We start from the raw sequence: 20,248 nt of genomic DNA, 5'->3' as shown, positions 1-20,248 counted from the left end.
CAGGCGGGGGAGAGGCTCACGCCTTGGTGAGGTCCTCGATCTCCTCCTCGGGCTCGCGGCCCGGGGTGGTGAGGTTGAACTTGATGATCGCGAACCGGAAGGTCACGTAGTAGATGACCGCGAAGACCAGTCCGATCGGGATGATCAGCCATGGCTTCGTCGCATGGGTCCAGTTCAGCGCGTAGTCGATGAACCCGGCCGAGAAGTTGAAGCCGGCGTGCACACCGAGGGCCCAGGTGATCGCCATGGACGCGGCGGTGAGCAGCGCGTGCAGGACGTAGAGAACCGGCGCGATGAACATGAACGAGAACTCGATCGGCTCGGTCACACCGGTGACGAACGAGGTCAGCGCGAGCGAGACCATCATGCCCATCACGGCCTTGCGGCGCTCGGGGCGGGCGCAGTGCGCCATGGCGATCGCGGCGGCCGGCAGGCCGAACATCATGATCGGGAAGAAGCCGGACTGGAACATGCCGGCGCTCGGGTCGCCGGCCAGGAAGCGCGTGATGTCGCCGTGGACGACCTCGCCCGCGGAGTTCTTGAAGTCACCGAGCTGGAACCAGGCGATCGTGTTGACGAACTGGTGCATGCCGACCGGGATCAGTCCGCGGTTGACGGCGCCGAAGAGGGCGGCGCCACCGGCGCCCAGGCCGGTCATCCACTCACCGAAGTGGGAGATGCCGTTGCCGATGGGCTCCCAGACCAGACCGAAGAAGACACCCACGACGATGCCGACGAAGGCCATGATGATCGGGACGAGCCGGCGGCCGTTGAAGAAGCCGAGCCAGTCGACGAGCTTGGTGCGGTGGTACCGCTGCCAGAACACGGCGGCGAGCAGACCCATGATGATGCCGCCGAGGACACCGGGGTCGTTGTAGACGGCCGCGATGTCGACGCCCTTGTTGGCCGTCGTGTTGACCACGGCCTCGTGGACCGGGAAGGCCTGCAGGACCTTGCTGTAGACGAGGAATCCGACGAGCGCGGCGAGCGCCGTCGAGCCATCGGCCTTCTTGGCGAAGCCGATGGCCACGCCTATGCAGAACAGGATCGGCAGGCTGCCGGTGATGGCGCCGCCCGCGTTGTTGAAGACCGCGGCGACCTTGTCCCAGCCGAGGCCGTCCTTGCCGAAGATGTCATCCTGGCCGAGGCGCACCATGATGCCCGCGGCCGGCAGCACCGCGATCGGCAGCTGCAGGCTGCGGCCCACCTTCTGGAGGCCCTGGAACAGGCCCGATCCCCGCTTCTTCGCGGGGGCCGCCGTAGCGCTGGCGGTGCTCATCAACTTCCTCCATGTGCTGGGGTGCTGCCGGGGACGGAATGGAAAAGAGGGGGGTGGGCAGCAGCCAGAAGGTCTACACCACTCAGTGGTGTAGACCTGTTGTAGCACGGTGAAGGTGAGATAAGGAACCCGCGCAATCTGTGGTCTGGAACATATGCGTCCGCTTCGGCTCGGACGTGACGAAGGGCCCCCGGACCAGTGGTCCAGGGGCCCTTCGCGCCGAAGCGGGGCGGGGAAGCGGCGCTACGCCTTGGTCACGTCCTCGACCTCTTCCTCGGGCTCCCGCCCCGGGGTCTTGAGGTCGAACTTCGTGATGGCGAACCGGAACACCGCGTAATAGACGACGGCGAAACACAGCCCGATCGGAATGATCATCCAGGGCTTCGTCGCCAGGCTCCAGTTGATCAGGTAGTCGATGAGCCCCGCGGAGAAGCTGAAGCCGTCGTGCACGCCGAGCCCCCACGTCACCGCCATCGAGACACCGGTCAGCACCGCGTGCACCGCGTACAGCGCCGGCGCGATGAAGACGAAGGAGTACTCGATCGGCTCGGTGATCCCCGTGACGAACGAGGTCAGCGCCAGCGACAGCATCATGCCGCCGACCGCCTTGCGCCGCTCCGGCCGCGCGCAGTGGTACATCGCGAGACAGGCCGCGGGCAGCGCGAACATCATGATCGGGAAGAAGCCGGTCTGGTAGATACCGGCGCTCGGGTCCCCGCTCAGGAACATGTTGATGTCACCGTGCACGGTCGTGCCGTCCGGCTTGGTGTACGAGCCGAACTGGAACCACAGCGGAACGTTCAGGAACTGGTGCAGGCCGATCACCAGCAGCGCCCGGTTGGCGACACCGAAGATGCCCGACCCGATGGCGCCCAGATCCTGCAGCCAGTTGGAGAAGCTCTCCAGGCCCGAACCGATCGGCGGCCAGATCCACAGGCAGATCACCGCGAAGATGATGCCGATGAACGCCATGATGATCGGCACGAGCCGGCGGCCGTTGAAGAAGCCGAGCCAGGACACCAGCTTCGTACGGTGATACCGGACCCAGAAGAACGACGCCAGGAACCCCATGATGATGCCGCCGAACACACCCGGGTTCTGGAACTGGAAGGCGGACACGGTGTTGTCCGCCGCCTGACAGCCCGTCAGTACGGCCTTGGCCCCGTCGGCACAGTCGATCGGGAACTGATGCAGCACGCCCCGGTAGACGAGGAACCCCGCCACGGCCGCGAGCGCGGTCGAGCCGTCCGCCTTCTTGGCCATGCCGATGGCGACACCGATGCAGAACAGCAGCGGCAGGCCCAGGTCGGCGTCGAGCAGCGCGCCGCCCGCGCCCGCGAAGACCTTGGCGACATTGGTCCAGCCGAGACCGTCGTCGCCGAAGACGTCCGGCTGGCCGAGGCGGTTGACGATGCCCGCGGCGGGCAGCACGGCGATGGGCAGCTGCAGGCTGCGCCCCATCTTCTGAAGCCCCTGGAAGAAGCTGCTCCAAGGGCTCGGCCGAGGTGCTGCGGCTGCGTTCGCGCTCATGGGCGTCCTCCCGGAACAAGCCACGTTTGGCGGTCGTCGGAAACTGGTGTAGACCAGTCGCGGGACGGGTCGGTCCACGTGCTCGTCATCTTTCGTCACGGGTGGTGCTACCGCTCGCGAAGATGGGCCAACCGTGGGTTACCGTGACAAAGCGGCCCATGGGGGCCAGGGAACAACAGGGAGAACGTAATGGCCACGAAGGCTGAGAAGATCGTTGCCGGGCTCGGCGGCATCGAGAACATCGAAGAGGTCGAGGGCTGCATCACCCGCCTGCGCACCGAGGTTCACGACCCGTCGCTGGTCGACGACGCAGCCCTGAAGGCCGCCGGCGCCCACGGCGTCGTGAAGATGGGCACCGCCATCCAGGTCGTCATCGGCACCGACGCCGACCCGATCGCCGCCGACATCGAAGACATGATGTGAGCCGACGCCTCTGAAGAGGCCCGCGCACGGCACCGACCGCGCGCGGCTCACACGGAAACGGCCGCCGCCCCTGACACCTGGGGCCGGCGGCCCTTTTCGTACAGCCCTGCCCGTACCTGTTCATACGGCTCGCACCGGGCGCCGGCCCCAGGCAATGCGCAGGTATCACCGCCCCGCACGCTCCCGATAGGCTCGGCCCATGTCTCGCATCGACGGCCGCACGCCCGAACAGCTCCGCCCGATCACCATCGAACGCGGCTGGAGCAAGCACGCCGAAGGCTCCGTCCTCGTCTCCTTCGGCGACACCAAAGTCTTCTGCACCGCCTCCTTCTCCGAGGGCGTCCCCCGCTGGCGCAAGGGCAGCGGCGAGGGCTGGGTCACCGCCGAGTACTCGATGCTGCCCCGCGCCACCAACACCCGCGGTGACCGCGAATCCGTCCGCGGCAAGATCGGCGGCCGCACCCACGAGATCAGCCGCCTCATCGGCCGTTCGCTGCGCGCCGTCATCGACTACAAGGCGCTCGGCGAGAACACCATCGTCCTGGACTGCGACGTCCTCCAGGCCGACGGCGGCACCCGCACCGCCGCCATCACCGGCGCCTACGTGGCGCTGGCCGACGCCATCGCCTGGGCCCAGGGCAAGAAGCTGATCAAGGCCGGCCGCCAGCCCCTCACCGGCACGGTCAGCGCCGTCTCCGTCGGCATCGTCGGCGGCGTACCGCTCCTCGACCTCTGCTACGAGGAGGACGTGCGGGCCGACACCGACATGAACGTCGTCTGCACCGGCGACGGCCGCTTCGTCGAGGTACAGGGCACCGCCGAGGCCGAGCCGTTCGCCCGCGACGAGCTCAACTCCCTTCTCGACCTTGCCGTTTCGGGCTGCGACGAGCTCGCCATCGCCCAGCGCAAGGCACTTGAGGGCGCCCTCGGAAAAGAACTTGCCTAGGTAAAGAACTCCCCAAGTAGGGTGGCAACCGCTCAGCCACCGACTGCGTCATTACGAATGGGTGGACGGCACGCGACAGCGACCGCCGTCCACCCGTCCGTACTTCAGGGGAGGACCGTTCCATGGCCGCGCGCCGCCACCGCCGTATCGCCATAGCCGTCGCCGTCGCGGCGCTGATCGCCGTCCCGGCGGCCGCCGGATGCTCGGCCGTCGACAAGGCACTCGACTGCGTCCAGACCGCCGACGCCATCGCCGACAGCGTCACCGACCTCCAGCAGGCCGTCGAGAACGCGGCGAACGACCCGGGTCAGGCGGACGAGGCACTCGCCTCCATCGACAAGAACCTCGACAAGATCGGCGACCGGACCGACAACGCCGACGTGTCGAAGGCCGTCGACGACCTCAACACGGCCGTGGGCAACGTCCGTACAGCCGTCAAGAACGGCGACGAGACCCCCGACATCGCCCCGGTCACCGACGCGGCCGGCGAACTCACCAAGGTCTGCACGCCGTAACGGGGACCCCGGGCGGGGCGTGAATACTGGAGACATGACCCGCCTCATCCTCGCCACCCGCAACACCGGCAAGATCGTCGAACTCCGCTCCATCCTCGCCGACGCAGGCCTGCCCCACGACCTCGTCGGCGCGGACGCCTACCCCGATATCCCCGACGTCCGCGAAACCGGCGTCACCTTCGCCGAGAACGCCCTCCTCAAGGCCCACGCCCTCGCCAAGGCCACCGGCCTGCCCGCCGTCGCCGACGACTCCGGCCTCTGCGTCGACGTCCTCGGCGGCGCCCCCGGCATCTTCTCCGCGCGCTGGGCCGGCCGCCACGGCGACGACAAGGCGAACCTGGACCTCCTGCTCGCCCAGCTCGGCGACATCGACGAGGACCACCACCGCACGGCCCACTTCGCCTGCGCCGCGGCCCTCGCCCTCCCCGACGGCACGGAGCGCGTGGTCGAGGGCCAACTCCGCGGCGTCCTGCGCCACGCCCCCGCGGGGGCCGGCGGCTTCGGCTACGACCCGGTCCTCCAGGTCGAGGGCGACACCCGCACATGCGCGGAGCTGACACCGGCCGAGAAGAACGCGATCTCCCACCGGGGGAAGGCGTTTCGGGCGCTGGTGCCGGTGGTGCGGGAGCTGGTGGGCTGAAGCAACAGAACGGCCTGCGTTTCATAGCTTCGAAACGCAGGCCGTTACTGTGCGGCGGAAGGGATTCGAACCCTCAAGCCCGGTCAGGGGCCACAGATCCTAAGTCTGCTGCGTCAACCAACTGCGCCACCGCCGCTCGGCCGCCATGCTACCGGGATCGGTTCGCGCCACGACACCAGGTATTGGTGAAGGCGTGGCAGTTCGGGCACAGATAGCGCAGATTCTCCTGCCGGTTGTCGAGCGGGTCCCCGTTGACGTGGTCGATCTCCAGCACCAGCCGCTGGCCCTGCCACAGTTCGCCCTGGCCGCATTCGGCACACGCGCGGGGCACGCCGATCTCGTCGAGCGCCCGGCGCAGCATGTGCGTACGCGTGCGCTGCGATCCGGCCTCCCGGCGTATCAAAATGCTGTCGGCGCTCCTACGCTTCGGCGACGTGATTCCGGCCCGGTGGCCCTGCCCGGTGAAGTGCTCCGTCGAGAGCCCGTACTCGTCGATACTTCGTTTGACCTTGGCGCGTGTGCTGCCGCCGAGTGAGGGCGTGCACAGCTTGCGCATCAGCTCGGCCAAGCTGCGTGAAGCGGCGACGGCGCGGGCGAACTCATCCGCCGGGAAGAGGTCGGAGGCGGAACTCCCGCGGGCAGGGCCGAAATGGCTGGTGTCGATGCCGAACGTGGCCAGCTTCTGCTTGATGAGCGAGTACGGCCCGTCCTCCGGCGGGACTCCCATGTGGAGGAACATCTCGCGGATGCTGGTGGACCGGGCCGCGGCGTCCATCAGCACTTCTTCGGAGTACGACCGCCTGGGGCGTTCCGGGAGCGGCTCCTCCCGGAAGTGAGAGGTGTCGATTCCGTAGTGGGCGAGGCGTTTTCGGAGGTAGCCGGCAGGGCCGCTCCCGATCGGTGCCCCGACGCGGCGCATCAAGTCGAGAAGGCTGGTCGACTCGCCCGCTGCTTCGGCGAGGGTCTCGCGGGGGTACTTGCCGCTCATGCGGACCTCCGCTTCCGGCCCCGATAAGTGTCGGTCACCGCATGGCAGTTGGGGCACAGGAGGCGCAGGTTGTCCGGGCGGTTGTCCCACCACTCGCCGCTGACGTGGTCGACCTCGAGCGAGATCGGTCGCCCCCGCCATTCCGGCCGGCCGCATGCCGCGCACTGCTCCGGAACGCCGAGTCGTAGTAGTTCCCGGCGGAGGCGGACTCCGTGGACCCGCCCGTCCTCAGGAGACCGCAGGCTGAGTGGGCTCGCCGCACTTCCACCGGGCTTCTGCTTCGTCGGCGCGAAGTGTGAGGTGTCGATCCCAAGAGCTGCGATCCGCCGGCCGATGTGTGCCTGGTTGCCGCCGACGTTGTTGATGCCGAGGTATCGCACGACGTCGCTGACGCTGTGCGATGCCGCGACGGCTGATCGCAGCGCCTCGTCCGTGTGCCGCACCGCCCCGTGCTGGAAATGTGCGACGTCGATGCCGGCTTCGGACATCTTCTGGTGCAGGTACCTCTTGTTGTACCGGTCCGGCTCACCCCCACAGAACCGCACCGCCTCATCCCACGACGTCGCCCTCCGCGCCGCCTCCTCCAACAGCTCCCGCGTATACCGCCGTCCCGCCATCGGACCCCCCTGCTCGACTGCCCGTTCCCCTTCTCGTACGGACCAACGAACCGAAAATCGGACCGTCACGCACGAAATGCGGAACGGCCCGATCCGGGAGGGGGGAGGGGCAGGGAGGGGGAAGGTCAGAACCTTGGGGCCGGGGCCTGGGATTCGACCATTTCCGCTGCTTCCTCCTGCGTTTCCACCGAGGGCGGGGAGCCTTCCAGCGGCTTCTGAGCTGTTTCCTTCATGCAGGCGACCGCGATGACGCCGACGAGGGCCGCGGCCATGGCGTAGTACGCGGGCATCATGTCGGTGCCCGTCCACGAGATCAGGGCCGTGACCACCAGCGGGGTCGTACCGCCGAAGATCGATGCCGAGAGGTTGTAGCCGACCGAGAGGGAGCCGTAGCGGACCTGGGTCGGGAAGAGGGCCGGGAGCGCCGCCGACATGGTGCCGAGCAGGCAGACCAGGGAGAGGCCGAGCATCAGCATGCCGAGCGAGACCGCCCACAGGGCGCCGTTCTTCACCAGGAGGAAAGAGGGGATCGAGGTGATGAAGAAGCCGAGCATGCCCGCCATCAGGAGCGGCTTGCGGCCGAAGTGGTCGGAGAGCTTGCCGACCTGGCTGATGATGCACATCAGGACGATCATCGTGGCGATGAGGATGAGGAGGCCGTGGGTCTCCGAGTAGCCCATCTCGTCCGACAGGTAGGTCGGCATGTAGGAGAGGAGCATGTAGTCGGTGATGTTGTACGCGCCGACGAGGCAGATGCAGAGGATCAGCGTCGGCCAGTAGTCGCGGAAGATCTTGGCGAGGTCGCCCTTCGCCGTCGTCTCGACCGTGGACGCGGCCTCCGACGCCTTGTGGGACGACTCGTCCGCGAGCTTCTGGAAGGCCGGGGTCTCGTCCAGCTTCAGTCGCAGGTAGAGGCCGACGAGGCCGATCGGGCCCGCGACGAGGAACGGGATGCGCCAGCCCCAGGAGTCCATGCCGTCGCTGCCGAGCACGGAGGTCAGGATCGTGACCAGGCCCGCCGCGCCGACGTATCCGGCGAGCGTGCCGAACTCCAGGAAGCTGCCGAAGTAGCCGCGCCGCTTGTCGGGCGCGTACTCGGCGATGAAGGTGGACGCGCCGCCGTACTCGCCGCCCGTGGAGAAGCCCTGGACGAGGCGGAAGAAGATGAGCAGGACCGGCGCCCAGAAGCCGATCGTGGCGTACGACGGGATCAGACCGATGGCGAACGTGCCGATCGCCATCAGGATCATGGTCATCGCCAGGACCTTCTTGCGGCCGATCTTGTCACCCATCGGGCCGAAGACCATGCCGCCGATCGGCCGGACGAGGAAGGACACGGCGAAGGTCGCGAACGACGAGATCAGCTGGACCGTGTCGTTCCCGGACGGGAAGAAGACGTGTCCGATCGTCACCGCGAGGTAGGAGTAGATGCCGAAGTCGAACCACTCCATGGCGTTGCCGAGCGAGGCCGCCTTGACCGCCCTCTTCACCGCCGTGTCGTCGGTGACGGTGATGTCGGTACGGCGCAGGGGCGGGTTCTTGCGCCGTCTGACGGCGCGGAACAGCGCCCGGTGACGCTTGACCGCCTCCGGGTCGGGCGGCTGAAGCCCTTCCTCGGTGTCGGTGGACATGGCGATCCCTTCTCTGGACACACATCTTTCCAAGGGGATCACTTGCTCAGTGATGGCGCTCGCAAACGAAAGTCCCCGGGAGAGGGGACTTACGTCACAGCGTGGGTACCCGGCGAGGTCGCCCGGACGCGGAGGGCTGCCGCGGTTCTCGGATGGCGAGATCGCCGGGCCGGGTCGTCGGACCGTGTTCGTCAGATGCCGAGGTCCTTGATGATCTTCGCTACGTGTCCGGTCGCCTTCACGTTGTAGAACGCGTGCTCGACCTTGCCGTCCTCGTCCACGACCACCGTGGAGCGGATGACACCGGTGACGACCTTCCCGTACAGCTTCTTCTCGCCGAACGCGCCGTACGCCTCCAGGACCTTCTTCTCCGGGTCGCCGACCAGCGTGACCTTGAGGTTCTCCTGCTCGCGGAACTTGGCGAGCTTCTCCGGCTTGTCGGGGGAGACACCGATGACGTCGTAGCCGGCGCCGGCGAGCAGGTCGAGGTTGTCGGTGAAGTCGCAGGCCTGCTTGGTGCATCCGGGGGTAAGGGCCGCGGGGTAGAAGTAGACGATGGTCTTGCGGCCCTTGTGGTCGGAGAGGGACACCTCGTTGCCGTCGGCGTCGGGCAGGGTGAAGGCGGGGGCGGTGTCGCCGGGCTGCAGTCGCTCGCTCATGTCGCTCGTATCTCCTCGCGGGTGGGTGACTCCGGACGAGCGTAATAGGGGTGCCGTGGGGTGGTGACGGCCCTGAGCTGACAGACTGTCCCCCAGCCGTAACGCAGGACAGCGAGCGGATACGAAGCGACCACGGAGGCAGCGCGGTGTCGGACACGTCCAGCACGTCGGATACGCCGGATACGCGGACGTCGGCGCAGATCGAGGCGGACATCAAGCGCCGCCGCGAGACCTTGGCCGAGACGCTCGACGAGATCGGGGTGCGGGTGCACCCGAAGACGATCGTCGGCGACGCCAAGGCCAAGCTCGTGTCGAACGTCGATCACACCCTCGGTCGGGCGTATGTCGGTGCCAACCGGCTCGTCTCCGACGTGAAGGGGCAGTTCGTCTCGGAGGAAGGTGCGCCGCGTCTGGCGCGCATCGTGCCGGCCGCGCTCGTCGTGGTCGGTGTCGTCGGGCTCCTCACGGTGACCTCGCGCCGCCGTAAGCACTGACCCGGGGGCGTACGGATGCCGGTGGGGCAGGTAGGTTCGTCGCCGTGAGCCAGCAGACCCATCACGACGACAAGTTGCCCATCCGCATGCTGCACGACCGCGTGCTCGTCCGGCAGGACACCGCGGAGGGCGAGCGGCGCAGCGGCGGCGGCATCCTGATCCCCGCGACGGCGGCGGTCGGCCGGCGTCTGGCCTGGGCCGCGGTGGTGGCGGTCGGGCAGAACGTGCGGAGCGTGGAGCCGGGCGACCGGGTCCTGTACGACCCGGAGGACCGGGCGGAGGTCGAGGTGCGCGGGGTCGCGTACGTGCTGATGCGCGAGCGTGATCTGCACGCGGTGGCCGCCGACCGGTTCGAGGGCTCGGAGGACTCGACGGGCCTGTATCTGTAGCGCGCCCGCGTCCGGAACAAGCGTGAGAAGGGGCTGGTGACCACTGTCACCAGCCCCTTTGTCTGCCCTTTGCTATCGTGGAGGGACCCCGACGAGACGCGCCGTACCGGGACCTGAAAAGACGACGCACCCCTGTTGAGAACCACTGACGGAGGTGCCAGTCATGGCCTGGATCCTGATCGTGATCGCCGGACTTCTCGAGGTCGCCTGGTCGATCGGCATGAAATACACCGAGGGTTTCACCCGGCTGTGGCCGAGCGTGTTCACGGGCGCGGGGATCGTCGCGAGCATGATGCTGCTGTCGTACGCGGCCAAGTCCCTGCCCATCGGTACCGCGTACGGCGTATGGGTGGGGATCGGGGCCGCGGGCGCGGCCATCGTCGGCATGCTGGTGCTGGGTGAGCCGGCGACGGCCGCGCGGGTGTTCTTCATCGCTCTGTTGTTGGTGGCGATCGTCGGCCTGAAGGCGACGTCAGGGCATTGAGCGGGCCGTTGGTGGTGCCGCCGTCGCCCGTGAGGCCGCCGGAGTCGGTGCCGCCCGTGTCCACGCCGCCGTCGGTGGTACCGCCACCGCCGTCCGTGGTGCCTCCGCCGGTCGTCGTCCCGCCGTCCGTCGTGCCCTCGGTGTCCCCCTGCGTCGCGCCTTGGTCCCCGCCCTCGTCCGTGCCGTCCGTGGGCGTGCTGCTGCCGTCGCTGGGGGCGTCGGTGCTGGGCGTGCCGGGAGAGGCGGACGCGGAGCCGGTGGCCGGGGGGACGGTCGCGGCGGGGGGCGGTACGTCTTCGGAGCCCTCCTCCAGTTCGAGGTCGAAGTCGGTGGCCTCCTTGCCGGCCAGGGCCTTCCTCGTGAACTGGGCCCAGATCTGGGCCGGGAACCCGCCGCCGTTGACGCGTGGCAGGCCCGCGGCACCGTACAGCGAGGTGTGCGCGCCGGTGTCCGGGTCCTGGCCCATGACCGAGACGACGGTCGCCAGGTCCGGGGTGTAGCCCGCGAACCAGGCCGCCTGGTCCTCCTCCGCGGTGCCGGTCTTGCCGGCGGCGGGGCGGCCCGCGGCCTGGGCGGCGGTGCCGGTGCCGCCCTCGACGACGGATTGCAGGACCGACGTGGTGGTGTCGGCGGACTCGCGGCCGACCGCCTGGCGGGTGTCCCGCTCGGGCAGGTCGATGTCGGTGCCGTCCTTGCTGATGCCGGCGAGGATCGTGTACGTGCCGTGCCTGCCGTGGTTGGCGAGCGTGGCGTACGCCTCGGTCATGTCGAGGACGCTGGCGGTGGCCGGGCCGAGCGCGATCGAGGGGGTCGCGGTGAGGTCGGGGGTGTTCTTCGGCAGGCCCAGGTCGGTGGCGGTCTGTTTGACCTCGCCCGGGCCGACGTCGACGGCCAGCTGCGCGTACACGGAGTTCACGGACTTGTCGGTGGCGGTGCGTACGGTGATGGGCCCGTAGGAGACGTCGTCCTCGTTCTCGGGGGCGTAGTAGCCGCCGTCCCAGCCTTGTACGGGCCGCTTGTTGGTGCCGTCGTAGACGGTGCTCGGATTGATGGCGCGGCCGTCCTGCGTGGTCGAACCGTTCTCCACGGCGGATGTGAACACGAACGGCTTGAAGGTGGAGCCCACCTGGTAGTCGCGCCGGGTGGCGTTGTTGACGTACTGCTTCGTGTAGTCGATGCCGCCGTACATCGCGAGAACTCTGCCGGTGGCCGGGTCGATGGCGGTGCCGCCCGCGCGGACGTTGCGGTCGGCCTTGCGGGCGCCCTTGTCGAGCTGCGACATCAGCTGGTCGTCGACGGCGTCCACGAAGGCGTCCTGCTTCTTCTTCTGCAGGGTGGTGGTGATGCGGTAGCCGCCGATGGCGAGGGTGTCCTCGTCGAGGATGTCGTTGTCGGTGATGTAGTCCTTCACGGCGTCGCGGATGTAGCCGCGCTGACCGGAGAGGCCGGCCGCTCCCTTCGCCTCGATCGGCATCGGGAACGTCATCGCGGCGCGGTCTGCGGCGCCGAGCCACTTCTCCTTGACCATGCCGTCCAGGACGTAGTTCCAGCGGGCCACGGCCCGCGCCTTGTTCTCCGGGTGCGCGACCACGTCGTACGCGCTCGGTGCGTTCAACAGGGCGGCCAGGTAAGCGCTCTGAGCTGCCGTCAGGTCTTCCACGTCGACGCCGTAGTACGCCTGGGCGGCGGCCTGGATCCCGTACGCGTTGCGCCCGAAGTAACTGGTGTTGAGATACCCCTCCAGAATGTGGTCCTTGGATTCCTCCCGGTCGAGCTTGATGGAGATGAAGAACTCCTTCACCTTCCGCGTGACCGTCTGCTCCTGGCCCAGGTAGTAGTTCTTCACGTACTGCTGGGTGATCGTCGAACCGGACTGCTTGCCCTTGCCGGTGACCGTGTTCCAGGCCGCGCGCAGCATCGCCTTCGGGTCGATCGCGGACTCGCTGTAGAAGTCGCGGTCCTCGGCGGCGAGCACGGCGCGCTGCGTGGTTCTGGGGATCTGGGCGAGTTGCACGTTCTCCCGGTTGACCTCGCCGTCGCGGGCGATCTGTGTGCCGTCGGCGTACAGATACACGTTGGACTGCGCGATCGCCGCCGAGTTGGCGGGCGGGATGTGCACGAGAAAGTAGCCGAGCGCGAACAGGCCGATGCACAGCAGGACGAAACCGATCAACGAGCCGAGCAGCATCCGCCAGGTCGGGATCAGACGTCGCCAGCCCTTGCGCTGGGGGCGCTTGGCCTTGGACTTGGTCTTCCGCGTGCTCTGGTCGTTCGGCGCCGGCTGCCGCGCGGGCCCGGGCGTGGGTTCGGGCTGCGCAGGTTGGGGCGGCTCGTCGCTGCTCATGTCCTGTGGAACTCCTGATTCGCGTCGTACGTCACGTACGCCTCGTATGACACATAAGCCTCCTACATCACCCCGAAAATGCGTGGCAGGCGGAGCCCGCACTGACTAGGCTCCTGCGCTTCGGCCGATCGAGGGGGCGTACGTGCAAGTAGTAAGGCTGTACGCGGCCGTCGCCGCCGGGGCCTTCAGGCGTTACGCCACCTATCGCGGGGCGACCTTCGCGGGCGTCTTCACCAACACCGTCTTCGGCCTGATCATCGCGTGCACGTACATCGCGCTCTGGGACGAGCGGCCCCACCTGGGCGGATACGACCAGGCGCAGGCGCTCACCTTCGTCTGGGTCGGGCAGGCGATGTTCTCGGTGATGATGCTCGGCGTGCCCTCCGGGTTCGAGGCCGAGCTGGCGGCGCGGATCCGCAGCGGTGACATCGCCGTCGACCTGTACCGGCCGGCGGATCTGCAGCTCTGGTGGCTGGCACAGGACCTGGGGAGGGCCGTCTTCCAGCTGCTGGGGCGGGGAGCCGTACCGATGGCGGTCGGCGCGCTGCTCTTCCAACTGGCACTGCCCACCGACCTGTTCAGCTGGCTCGCGTTCCTCGTCTCGGTGTTCCTCGGGATACTCGTCAGCTTCGCGCTGCGCTATCTCGTGGCGATGTCCGCGTTCTGGCTCATGGACGTCAGCGGCGTCACGCAGATGTACGGCATCACGGCCACGTTCTTCTGCGGGATGCTGCTGCCGCTGAACGTCTTCCCCGGCGCCATCGGCGACGTGGCCCGCGTCCTGCCGTGGTCGGCGCTGCTGCAGGTGCCCGCGGACGTCCTGATGGGCACGCACGGCGGCCGCGGGGTGCTGGGCAGCTTCCTCTTCCAGGCCGCGTGGGCCGCGGGGCTGTTCGTCGCGGGGCGCCTTTTGCAGGCGACGGCGACCCGACGGGTGGTGGTGCAGGGTGGCTGAGCAGCGGCTTCTCGAACAGGGGGCTGACCGGCCGGCCGGCCGAATTTCCGGCCGGCGCGGTCAGGTCCTCAGCGGCGTACGCGCGTTCCGCCTGATCAGCGCGATGTGGATCCGGTCCACGCTGGCCTACCGCGCGTCGTTCGTGATGACGGCGTTCGGCAACTTCGCCCTGACGGGCCTGGAGTTCGTCGGCATCCTGCTGATGTTCTCGCAGGTGGACCGGCTTGGCGGTTACACACTGCCCGAGATCGCCTTCCTCTACGGCACCTCGGGCGCCGCCTTCGGCCTCGCGGACCTGTTCGCCGGTTCACTGGGGCGGCTCGGGGACCGGGTGCGGGACGGAACCCTCGACGCGTTCCTGGTACGGCCCGCGCCGGTGCTCGCGCAGGTCGGCGCCGACCGGTTCGCGCTGCGCCGCCTCGGCCGCGTCACGCAGGGACTGGTGGTCATGGTGTGGGCGCTGTTCGCGCTGGACGTCACGTGGACACCGCTGAAGGCGCTCCTCGTGCCGGTGCTCCTGGTGAGCGGCGCCGGGATCTTCTCGGCCGTGTTCATGGCGGGCGCGTCCTTCCAGATCGTGGCGCAGGACGCGGCCGAGGTGCAGAACGCGGCGACGTTCGGCGGCAACGCCATGCTCGCGTACCCGCCGACCGTCTTCGGCGACAACCTGCTGCGCGGCGTGACCTTCGTCCTGCCGCTGGCCTTCGTGAACTGGCTGCCGGCGCTCTACATCCTCGGCCGCCCCTACCCGCTCGACCTGCCGCAGTGGGTGGCGTTCACGCCGCCGCTGGTGGCGGCCCTGTGCCTGGGCGCGGCGGGACTCGCCTGGCGGGGGGCGCTGCGCGCGTATCGCAGTACGGGAAGCTGAACTCTGAACTCTTGAAGGGATCCTGGTGGTTGAGGGCGAGGCGTTCATCGAGGTGGACGGCGTCGAGAAGGTCTTCGACGTGCGGCGCAAGGTGGGTTTCCTGCGGCGCGAGCGGCGTGAGGTGCGGGCCGTGGACTCGTTGAGCTTCACGGTGCCGCGCGGCGAGATGGTCGGCTACATCGGGCCGAACGGGGCCGGGAAGTCGACGACGATCAAGATGCTCACGGGGATTTTGACGCCGAGCGCGGGGCGGCTGCGGGTGGCCGGCATCGACCCGTCGCGCGAGCGCTCGCGGCTCGCGCACCGGATCGGGGTCGTGTTCGGGCAGCGGACGACGCTGTGGTGGGACCTGCCGCTGATCGACTCGTACCGGCTGATGCGACGCATGTACCGGATTCCCGACGGGCGCTACGAGGAGAATCTCGCCCGGTGCGTCGAACTCCTCGAACTGGGCGAGCTGTTGGAGGTGCCCGTGCGCCAGCTGTCGCTCGGGCAGCGGATGCGCGGGGACATCGCGGCGGCGCTGCTGCACGACCCCGAGGTGCTGTACCTGGACGAGCCGACGATCGGCCTCGACGTCGTCTCGAAGGCCAAAGTGCGAGGGTTCCTGCGGGACTTGAACACCGAGAAGGGCACGACGGTCCTGCTGACGACGCACGACCTGACCGACATCGAGCAGTTGTGCCGCCGCGTGATGGTCATCGACCACGGGCGGCTGATGTACGACGGTGAGCTGGAGGGCCTGCACCAGGTGGGCGGCGGCGCCGTCGAGCGCACCCTCGTCGTCGACCTGGAGCGCGAACTGCCGCCGCTGGACGTGGAGTTCGCGCGAGTGGTGAAGGTGGAGGGGGCCCGGCAGTGGCTGGCGTTCCCGGCGGACCGGTCGGCGGCGCCGCTCGTCGCGGCGATCGCGGAGCGCTGCCCGCTGGTCGACCTCTCGGTGCGGGAGCCGGACATCGAGGCCGTGATCGCGCGGATGTACGCCAGGGGCACTTCCGTCGCGCCCTGACGCCCTTAGGCTTGGATGTATGACGGACGAATCGCTGCCCGGGCGCTCCGAGCTGCCTGCCACCCCCGATCTGCGGGCCTCCGACGCCGACCGCGAGCAGGTCGCGGAGCGGCTGCGGGACGGGCTGGCCGAGGGCCGGCTCGACATGGAGGAGTTCGAGGAGCGGCTCGAAGCGACGTACAAGGCGCGTACGTACGGGGAGTTGGCGCCGCTGACCCGTGATCTGCCCGGCGCCGGGGTGTCCGCCCCGGTGAACCTGGTGAAGGCGCCGCTGCCCGAGGGGGCCGTCGACTGGTCGTCGCGGATCGGTGGCGAGGCCACCTCCACGTGGGGGGTCGGGGTCATGTCCGGGTTCCAGCGCAAGGGGCGGTGGACGGCGCCGCGGCGCTTCAACTGCTTCGCGTTCTGGGGCGGCGGCGAGATCGATCTGCGCGAGGCGAACTTCGAGGACCGGGAGATCGTCGTCAACTGCGTCGCGATCATGGGCGGGATGAACGTGGTGGTGCCGCCCGGCGTCGAGGTCGTGGTGCGCGGCATCGGCGTCATGGGCGGCTTCGACCACAGCGAGGAGGGCGTGCCGGGGGAGCCCGGGGCGCCGCGGGTGGTGGTGAGCGGGTTCGCGTTCTGGGGCGGCGTCGGCGTGGAGCGGAAGGTCACGCGGGCGGAGCGGCTGCGCCTGAAGGAGGAGCGCCGCCGCGACAAGCTGGACCGCAGGGCCGAGCGGCGTGGAGAGCTGGAGGGCCGTCGTGACCGCCACCATCAGCTGCACGCGGACCGGCTGGAGCGGCACCGGGAGCGCGTGGAGGACCACCTCGACCGCATCGAGGAGCGCCGGGACCGCCGCCGCCACCGGGACTGACCGGTGACGGGACGGGGCGGCCGGTGCGGACCCGTTCGACGAGCAGCCGCCTGCCGTGAACGGTCAGCCGGGCATGACGGTGGGACACGAAGACCTCCGTGTGGTGCGGTCCTGGACAGCTCCACCACACCGGAGGTCTTCGCCATGATCAAGCCCCGCCGGCGTCAACAACGCCCGTGATCGATACACCTAGAGCTCGGCGCCGACGGAGCCCTTGAGCGTCGCGAGGTCGAACCGGTCGGCCATCCTGCGGTACCCGGCGTCGCTGGGGTGCAGATGGTCGCCGGAGTCGTAGCGCGGGAGCAGCTTGCGGGGGTTGTACGGGTCGCGGAGCGCCCTGTCGAAGTCGACGTAGTTGTCGTACACCTTGCCGCTGCGGATCGCCGCGTTCACGCCTTCGCGGACGGCTTCGAGGTGCGGCTCGTATCCGCGGTGGCCCTGGAACGGCATGAGTGTCGCCCCGATCACGCGCAGCCCGCGCGTGCGCGCCTGGCGGACCAGCTCGCGCAGGCCCTCGACGATCTGGTCGGGGTCGTCCTGCTGCGGGTTGCGCAGGATGTCGTTGATCCCGAGGTCGATGACGACGGCCCGGACCCCGGAGCGGCTGAGCGCGTCCCGGTCGAAGCGGGAGAGCCCGCTCGGATTGCTGGCGGGGCGGCCGAGGCCGTCGGAGAGGACGCGGTTGCCGCTGATGCCCTGGTTCACGACGCCGTAGCGCGGGGCACCCGACTCCGTGCGCAGGCGGTCGGCCAGGATGTCCGTCCAGCGGACGTTGGCGCCCATCGTGGAGGTGATCCCGTCGGTGAGCGAGTCGCCGAGGACGACGACGGTGCCCTCCGCCTCGTGGCTCAGCACGTCGAGCGCGGTCAGGTAGCGCCAGTACGGGCTCTGCTCGGTGTACTGCGCGCCGCTGGGGTCCTCGGTGCGGTCGCCCTGGGCCACGTAGGACATCTGCCGTGCCTGCGGGTGGTACGTCACCGGTCCGGACGGCGTCGGTGAGTACGTGGTGACGAGCATGTCCGCGTCGCGCGGCACCTGGAGGCGCGCGGCGTCGCTGATGACCTGCTGGCCGGCCGGGATGACGACCGAGGTGTTCCCGGAGAACGTCAGCCGGCGCACCGTCCCGGCCAGCGCCGTCGGGTTGTTGGGCGCGGAGGCGACGGCGAGGGAGGCGTGCGTGACGCTGAGGGGCTGCTGCCCGTACAGATTGGAGAGCGTGATGCGGGCACCGGTCCCGCCGATGCTGGTGTGCACGATGTTGCGGATGGAGCGGCCGAAGAATCCATTCGTCTCCGTGCCGGGCTCGGCTCCCGCGGGCGAGGCGGACCAGCTGCCCGCCCAGGTACCGGTGGACGCGGGCGCGGCCGAGCCGTGCGGATGGGCGCCGCCCGCCTGGACGGAACCTTCGTCGCCGCGCAGCACGCCGGAGAAACCGACGTATATGGCGGCCGAGATCACTACGGCGACCGCGACGAGCGCGGCCAACAAGGCATAACCGTGACGCCTGGTCATGCGGTGTGTGTCTCCTCGGGCAGGGGGAGCCCGAGGCTCCGGTGTGATGAACCCATGATGCGGCATGGGTCAGGACCGTCGAACAAGGGGGCCGACAGTGCCCCCCTCCGATCAGTCAGACGCCGGGAACTTGTGGTTCGTTCCGGGAGTAGGGCAGGAAGGGACAATGTGTGAGGGGAATGACAGATGGCGGACGTACGGCGACGTAGGGACGCGGAGCGGGCGATGACCGGGACGGAGCGGGCCGGATGGCCGGTGGCGTAGGGAACGGAACGGGTGAGCGGGACGAGTCCGCGGGCGCGGGATCGGGCAGGTCCTGGGCGGCGGATTCGAGCGGGCATGTGACGGAAGAGACGGACGGGTCCTCGGCGGCGGGCGAGGGCGGGTCTGAAGCGGCGGGTATGTCTGAAACAACGGGTACGTCTGAAACGGCGGGTGCGCCTGAAACGGCGGGTGCGCCTGAAACAGCGGGTACGTCTGAAACAACGGGTACATCTGAAACGGCGGGTGCGCCTGGGACGGCGGGCGCATCGGGGACGGCGGGTGCGTCTGGGACGGCGGGCGCATCGGGGACGGCGGGTGCGCCTGGGACGGCGGGCGCATCGGGGACAGCGGGTGCGTCTGGGACGATCGGTGTACCCGGGACGGCGGATGTGCCCGGAACGGTAGGTGTATCCGGGGCGGCGGGCGTATCCGGGGCGGAGGATGGAGTCGGGGCCGCGCGGGCCAAAAGGGGTGAAGCGGACACCGGGGAGTATGCCCGCCCGACCCCCGGTCCATCCCGCACCGGGCGCCGCTTCACCGGCGAGTTCAGCCCCGCCGACGAGGAGAAGCAGCGCGGGGTGCGCCGCATGAAGGTGACCGCGACCGGCCTCCTGCTCCTGGTCGCGGTCATCTACGTACTGGCGACATGGGCCGGGCACTCGGGCGCGGGCGCCTGGGCCGGTTATGTCGCGGCGGCCGCCGAGGCCGGCATGGTCGGCGCGCTCGCCGACTGGTTCGCGGTCACGGCCCTCTTCCGCCGCCCCCTCGGCCTGCCCATCCCGCACACCGCGATCATCCCGACGAAGAAGGACCAGCTGGGCGTCTCGCTCGGCGAGTTCGTCGGCGAGAACTTCCTGTCCGGGGACGTCGTGCGGGACCGGCTGCGCGCCGTCGGCATCGGGTCACGGCTCGGCGCCTGGCTCGCCGAACCCGAGCACGCGGACCGGGTGACGGCCGAGCTGGCGACCGCACTGCGCGGCGCGCTGACCGTGCTGCGCGACTCCGACGTCCAGGCGGTCGTCGGCGAGGCCATCACGCGCCGCGCCGACAGCGCCGAGATCGCGCCCGGCATCGGAAAGATGCTGGAGAAGGTCGTCGCCGACGGCGGCCACAAGCGGGTCGTGGACCTGGTGTGCACGCGGGCCCACGACTGGCTGGTCCTGCACTCCGACTCCGTGATGGACGCGGTGCAGGGTGGCGCCCCCGGCTGGACCCCCCGCTTCGTCGACAAGCGGGTCGGCGAGCGCGTCTACAAGGAACTGCTGCGCTTCGTCACCGAGATGCGGGACATGCCGGAGCACCCGGCCCGCGGCGCCGTCGACCGCTTCCTGAAGGACTTCGCGGGCGACCTCCAGTCCGACACCGACACCCGGGCCCGCGTGGAACGCCTGAAGTCCGAGGTCATCGGCCGCTCCGAGGTGCAGGACCTGATCGCCTCCACCTGGTCCGCGGTCCGCTCGATGATCGTGGCCGCCGCCGAGGACGAGCGCAGCGAACTGCGGCTGCGGGTCCGGGCCTCCCTGCTCTCGCTCGGGCAGCGGATGGCGACCGACGCCAGGCTGCAGGCCAAGGTCGACGGCTGGGTGGAGGGCGCGGCGGTGTACGTCGTGACGACGTACCGCGCCGAGATCACGTCCCTGATCACGGACACCGTCGCCGGCTGGGACGCCGAGCACACGTCCCGCAAGATCGAGGCGCACATCGGCCGCGACCTGCAGTTCATCCGGATCAACGGCACGGTGGTCGGGTCGTTGGCGGGGCTGCTGATCTACGCGGTGTCGCGGGGCTTCGGGGCGTAACGCCCGGCCGGCGGGGCGGACGCGGCGTGGCTCGGCGAACGCG

At 69.3% G+C, this 20,248-nt stretch carries 20 protein-coding genes, 1 tRNA gene, 1 pseudogene and 1 riboswitch; of the genes and pseudogenes, 12 read left to right on the top strand and 10 right to left on the bottom strand.

All coding sequences use genetic code 11. The features are described 5' to 3' along the window. Positions 1-16: 16 nt before the first annotated feature. Both AB0J02_RS10965 and AB0J02_RS10960 read right to left on the bottom strand, forming a co-directional pair. Positions 17-1,279 carry a PTS transporter subunit EIIC gene (locus tag AB0J02_RS10965; RefSeq protein ID WP_363193280.1) on the bottom strand — a complete coding sequence of 421 codons (1,263 nt, stop codon included), beginning with the start codon at positions 1,277-1,279 and terminating at the stop codon, positions 17-19. A gap of 243 nt (positions 1,280-1,522) precedes the next feature. After that, the gene (locus AB0J02_RS10960) at positions 1,523-2,809 is read right to left on the bottom strand and encodes a PTS transporter subunit EIIC (protein ID WP_363193279.1); all 1,287 of its coding nucleotides are present in this window, start codon (positions 2,807-2,809) and stop codon (positions 1,523-1,525) included. 189 nt (positions 2,810-2,998) lie between these two features. On the opposite strand from AB0J02_RS10960, the gene AB0J02_RS10955 reads away from it, so the two are divergent. The 4 genes from AB0J02_RS10955 (at position 2,999) to rdgB (ending at position 5,333) form a co-directional block, all read left to right on the top strand. Next, positions 2,999-3,232 (top strand): PTS glucose/sucrose transporter subunit IIB, encoded by a 234-nt coding sequence (locus AB0J02_RS10955; RefSeq protein WP_363193278.1) that lies wholly within the window; start codon positions 2,999-3,001, stop codon positions 3,230-3,232. Positions 3,233-3,431: 199 nt separating this feature from the next. Further along, positions 3,432-4,178, top strand: a complete 747-nt coding sequence (gene rph / locus AB0J02_RS10950) for a ribonuclease PH (protein ID WP_363193277.1) — start codon at positions 3,432-3,434, stop codon at positions 4,176-4,178. 122 nt (positions 4,179-4,300) lie between these two features. Beyond that, positions 4,301-4,693 (top strand): hypothetical protein, encoded by a 393-nt coding sequence (locus AB0J02_RS10945; protein WP_363193276.1) that lies wholly within the window; start codon positions 4,301-4,303, stop codon positions 4,691-4,693. 34 nt (positions 4,694-4,727) lie between these two features. Next, the gene (gene rdgB, locus AB0J02_RS10940) at positions 4,728-5,333 is read left to right on the top strand and encodes an RdgB/HAM1 family non-canonical purine NTP pyrophosphatase (protein WP_363193275.1); all 606 of its coding nucleotides are present in this window, start codon (positions 4,728-4,730) and stop codon (positions 5,331-5,333) included. Positions 5,334-5,383: 50 nt separating this feature from the next. Here rdgB and AB0J02_RS10935 read toward each other — a convergent pair. The 5 genes from AB0J02_RS10935 to bcp all read right to left on the bottom strand — a co-directional run bounded on the left by AB0J02_RS10935 (position 5,384) and on the right by bcp (position 9,228). Then, a tRNA-Leu gene (locus AB0J02_RS10935) sits at positions 5,384-5,469 on the bottom strand. Positions 5,470-5,481: 12 nt separating this feature from the next. After that, complete coding sequence (locus tag AB0J02_RS10930) at positions 5,482-6,321, bottom strand: HNH endonuclease (RefSeq protein ID WP_363193274.1); 840 nt, start codon at positions 6,319-6,321, stop codon at positions 5,482-5,484. Next, a complete protein-coding gene (locus tag AB0J02_RS10925) occupies positions 6,318-6,938 on the bottom strand; it encodes an HNH endonuclease (RefSeq protein ID WP_363193273.1) in 621 nt (206 codons plus the stop codon). Before AB0J02_RS10925 ends, AB0J02_RS10930 begins: the two co-directional genes overlap by 4 nt. A 125-nt stretch (positions 6,939-7,063) precedes the next feature. After that, on the bottom strand, positions 7,064-8,569 hold the full coding sequence (gene proP, locus AB0J02_RS10920) for a glycine betaine/L-proline transporter ProP (RefSeq protein WP_363193272.1): 1,506 nt from the start codon (positions 8,567-8,569) through the stop codon (positions 7,064-7,066). A 191-nt stretch (positions 8,570-8,760) separates the two neighbouring features. Next, on the bottom strand, positions 8,761-9,228 hold the full coding sequence (bcp, locus tag AB0J02_RS10915; protein ID WP_363193271.1) for a thioredoxin-dependent thiol peroxidase: 468 nt from the start codon (positions 9,226-9,228) through the stop codon (positions 8,761-8,763). A 146-nt stretch (positions 9,229-9,374) separates the two neighbouring features. Here bcp and AB0J02_RS10910 point away from each other — a divergent pair, with 146 nt between their 5' ends. The 3 genes from AB0J02_RS10910 to sugE all read left to right on the top strand — a co-directional run bounded on the left by AB0J02_RS10910 (position 9,375) and on the right by sugE (position 10,595). Beyond that, a complete protein-coding gene (locus tag AB0J02_RS10910) occupies positions 9,375-9,722 on the top strand; it encodes a DUF3618 domain-containing protein (RefSeq protein ID WP_363193270.1) in 348 nt (115 codons plus the stop codon). A gap of 44 nt (positions 9,723-9,766) precedes the next feature. Then, the gene (locus AB0J02_RS10905; RefSeq protein WP_363193269.1) at positions 9,767-10,111 is read left to right on the top strand and encodes a co-chaperone GroES; all 345 of its coding nucleotides are present in this window, start codon (positions 9,767-9,769) and stop codon (positions 10,109-10,111) included. A gap of 60 nt (positions 10,112-10,171) precedes the next feature. Continuing rightward, positions 10,172-10,242, top strand: a riboswitch (guanidine-III (ykkC-III) riboswitch). A gap of 32 nt (positions 10,243-10,274) precedes the next feature. Beyond that, on the top strand, positions 10,275-10,595 hold the full coding sequence (sugE, locus tag AB0J02_RS10900) for a quaternary ammonium compound efflux SMR transporter SugE (protein WP_363193268.1): 321 nt from the start codon (positions 10,275-10,277) through the stop codon (positions 10,593-10,595). On the opposite strand, the gene AB0J02_RS10895 is transcribed toward sugE, so the two are convergent. After that, on the bottom strand, positions 10,540-12,939 hold the full coding sequence (locus AB0J02_RS10895) for a transglycosylase domain-containing protein (RefSeq protein ID WP_363193267.1): 2,400 nt from the start codon (positions 12,937-12,939) through the stop codon (positions 10,540-10,542). The genes sugE and AB0J02_RS10895 overlap by 56 nt on opposite strands. A gap of 142 nt (positions 12,940-13,081) precedes the next feature. On the opposite strand from AB0J02_RS10895, the gene AB0J02_RS10890 reads away from it, so the two are divergent. The 4 genes from AB0J02_RS10890 to AB0J02_RS10875 all read left to right on the top strand — a co-directional run bounded on the left by AB0J02_RS10890 (position 13,082) and on the right by AB0J02_RS10875 (position 16,630). Beyond that, positions 13,082-13,894, top strand: a complete 813-nt coding sequence (locus tag AB0J02_RS10890; protein WP_363193266.1) for an ABC-2 family transporter protein — start codon at positions 13,082-13,084, stop codon at positions 13,892-13,894. Positions 13,895-13,997: 103 nt separating this feature from the next. Then, the gene (locus tag AB0J02_RS10885; RefSeq protein ID WP_363193438.1) at positions 13,998-14,762 is read left to right on the top strand and encodes an ABC transporter permease; all 765 of its coding nucleotides are present in this window, start codon (positions 13,998-14,000) and stop codon (positions 14,760-14,762) included. Between the two features lie 25 nt (positions 14,763-14,787). Beyond that, on the top strand, positions 14,788-15,771 hold the full coding sequence (locus AB0J02_RS10880) for an ATP-binding cassette domain-containing protein (protein ID WP_363193265.1): 984 nt from the start codon (positions 14,788-14,790) through the stop codon (positions 15,769-15,771). A 19-nt stretch (positions 15,772-15,790) separates the two neighbouring features. Next, positions 15,791-16,630 carry a DUF1707 domain-containing protein gene (locus AB0J02_RS10875; protein ID WP_363193264.1) on the top strand — a complete coding sequence of 280 codons (840 nt, stop codon included), beginning with the start codon at positions 15,791-15,793 and terminating at the stop codon, positions 16,628-16,630. 10 nt (positions 16,631-16,640) lie between these two features. On the opposite strand, the pseudogene AB0J02_RS10870 reads toward AB0J02_RS10875, so the two are convergent. Further along, positions 16,641-16,718, bottom strand: a pseudogene (locus AB0J02_RS10870) (leucine zipper domain-containing protein); the annotation flags it as partial. A gap of 101 nt (positions 16,719-16,819) precedes the next feature. After that, positions 16,820-18,142, bottom strand: coding sequence for an SGNH/GDSL hydrolase family protein (locus AB0J02_RS10865; RefSeq protein WP_363193263.1), 1,323 nt, complete (start codon positions 18,140-18,142; stop codon positions 16,820-16,822). A 629-nt stretch (positions 18,143-18,771) separates the two neighbouring features. Here AB0J02_RS10865 and AB0J02_RS10860 point away from each other — a divergent pair. Beyond that, a complete protein-coding gene (locus AB0J02_RS10860; protein ID WP_363193437.1) occupies positions 18,772-20,205 on the top strand; it encodes a DUF445 domain-containing protein in 1,434 nt (477 codons plus the stop codon). The last annotated feature ends 43 nt before the right edge of the window (positions 20,206-20,248 follow it).

The organism is Streptomyces sp. NPDC050264, assembly GCF_040655895.1.
GTDB lineage: Bacteria > Actinomycetota > Actinomycetes > Streptomycetales > Streptomycetaceae > Streptomyces.
This window is presented reverse-complemented; position numbering and strand designations above follow the sequence as displayed.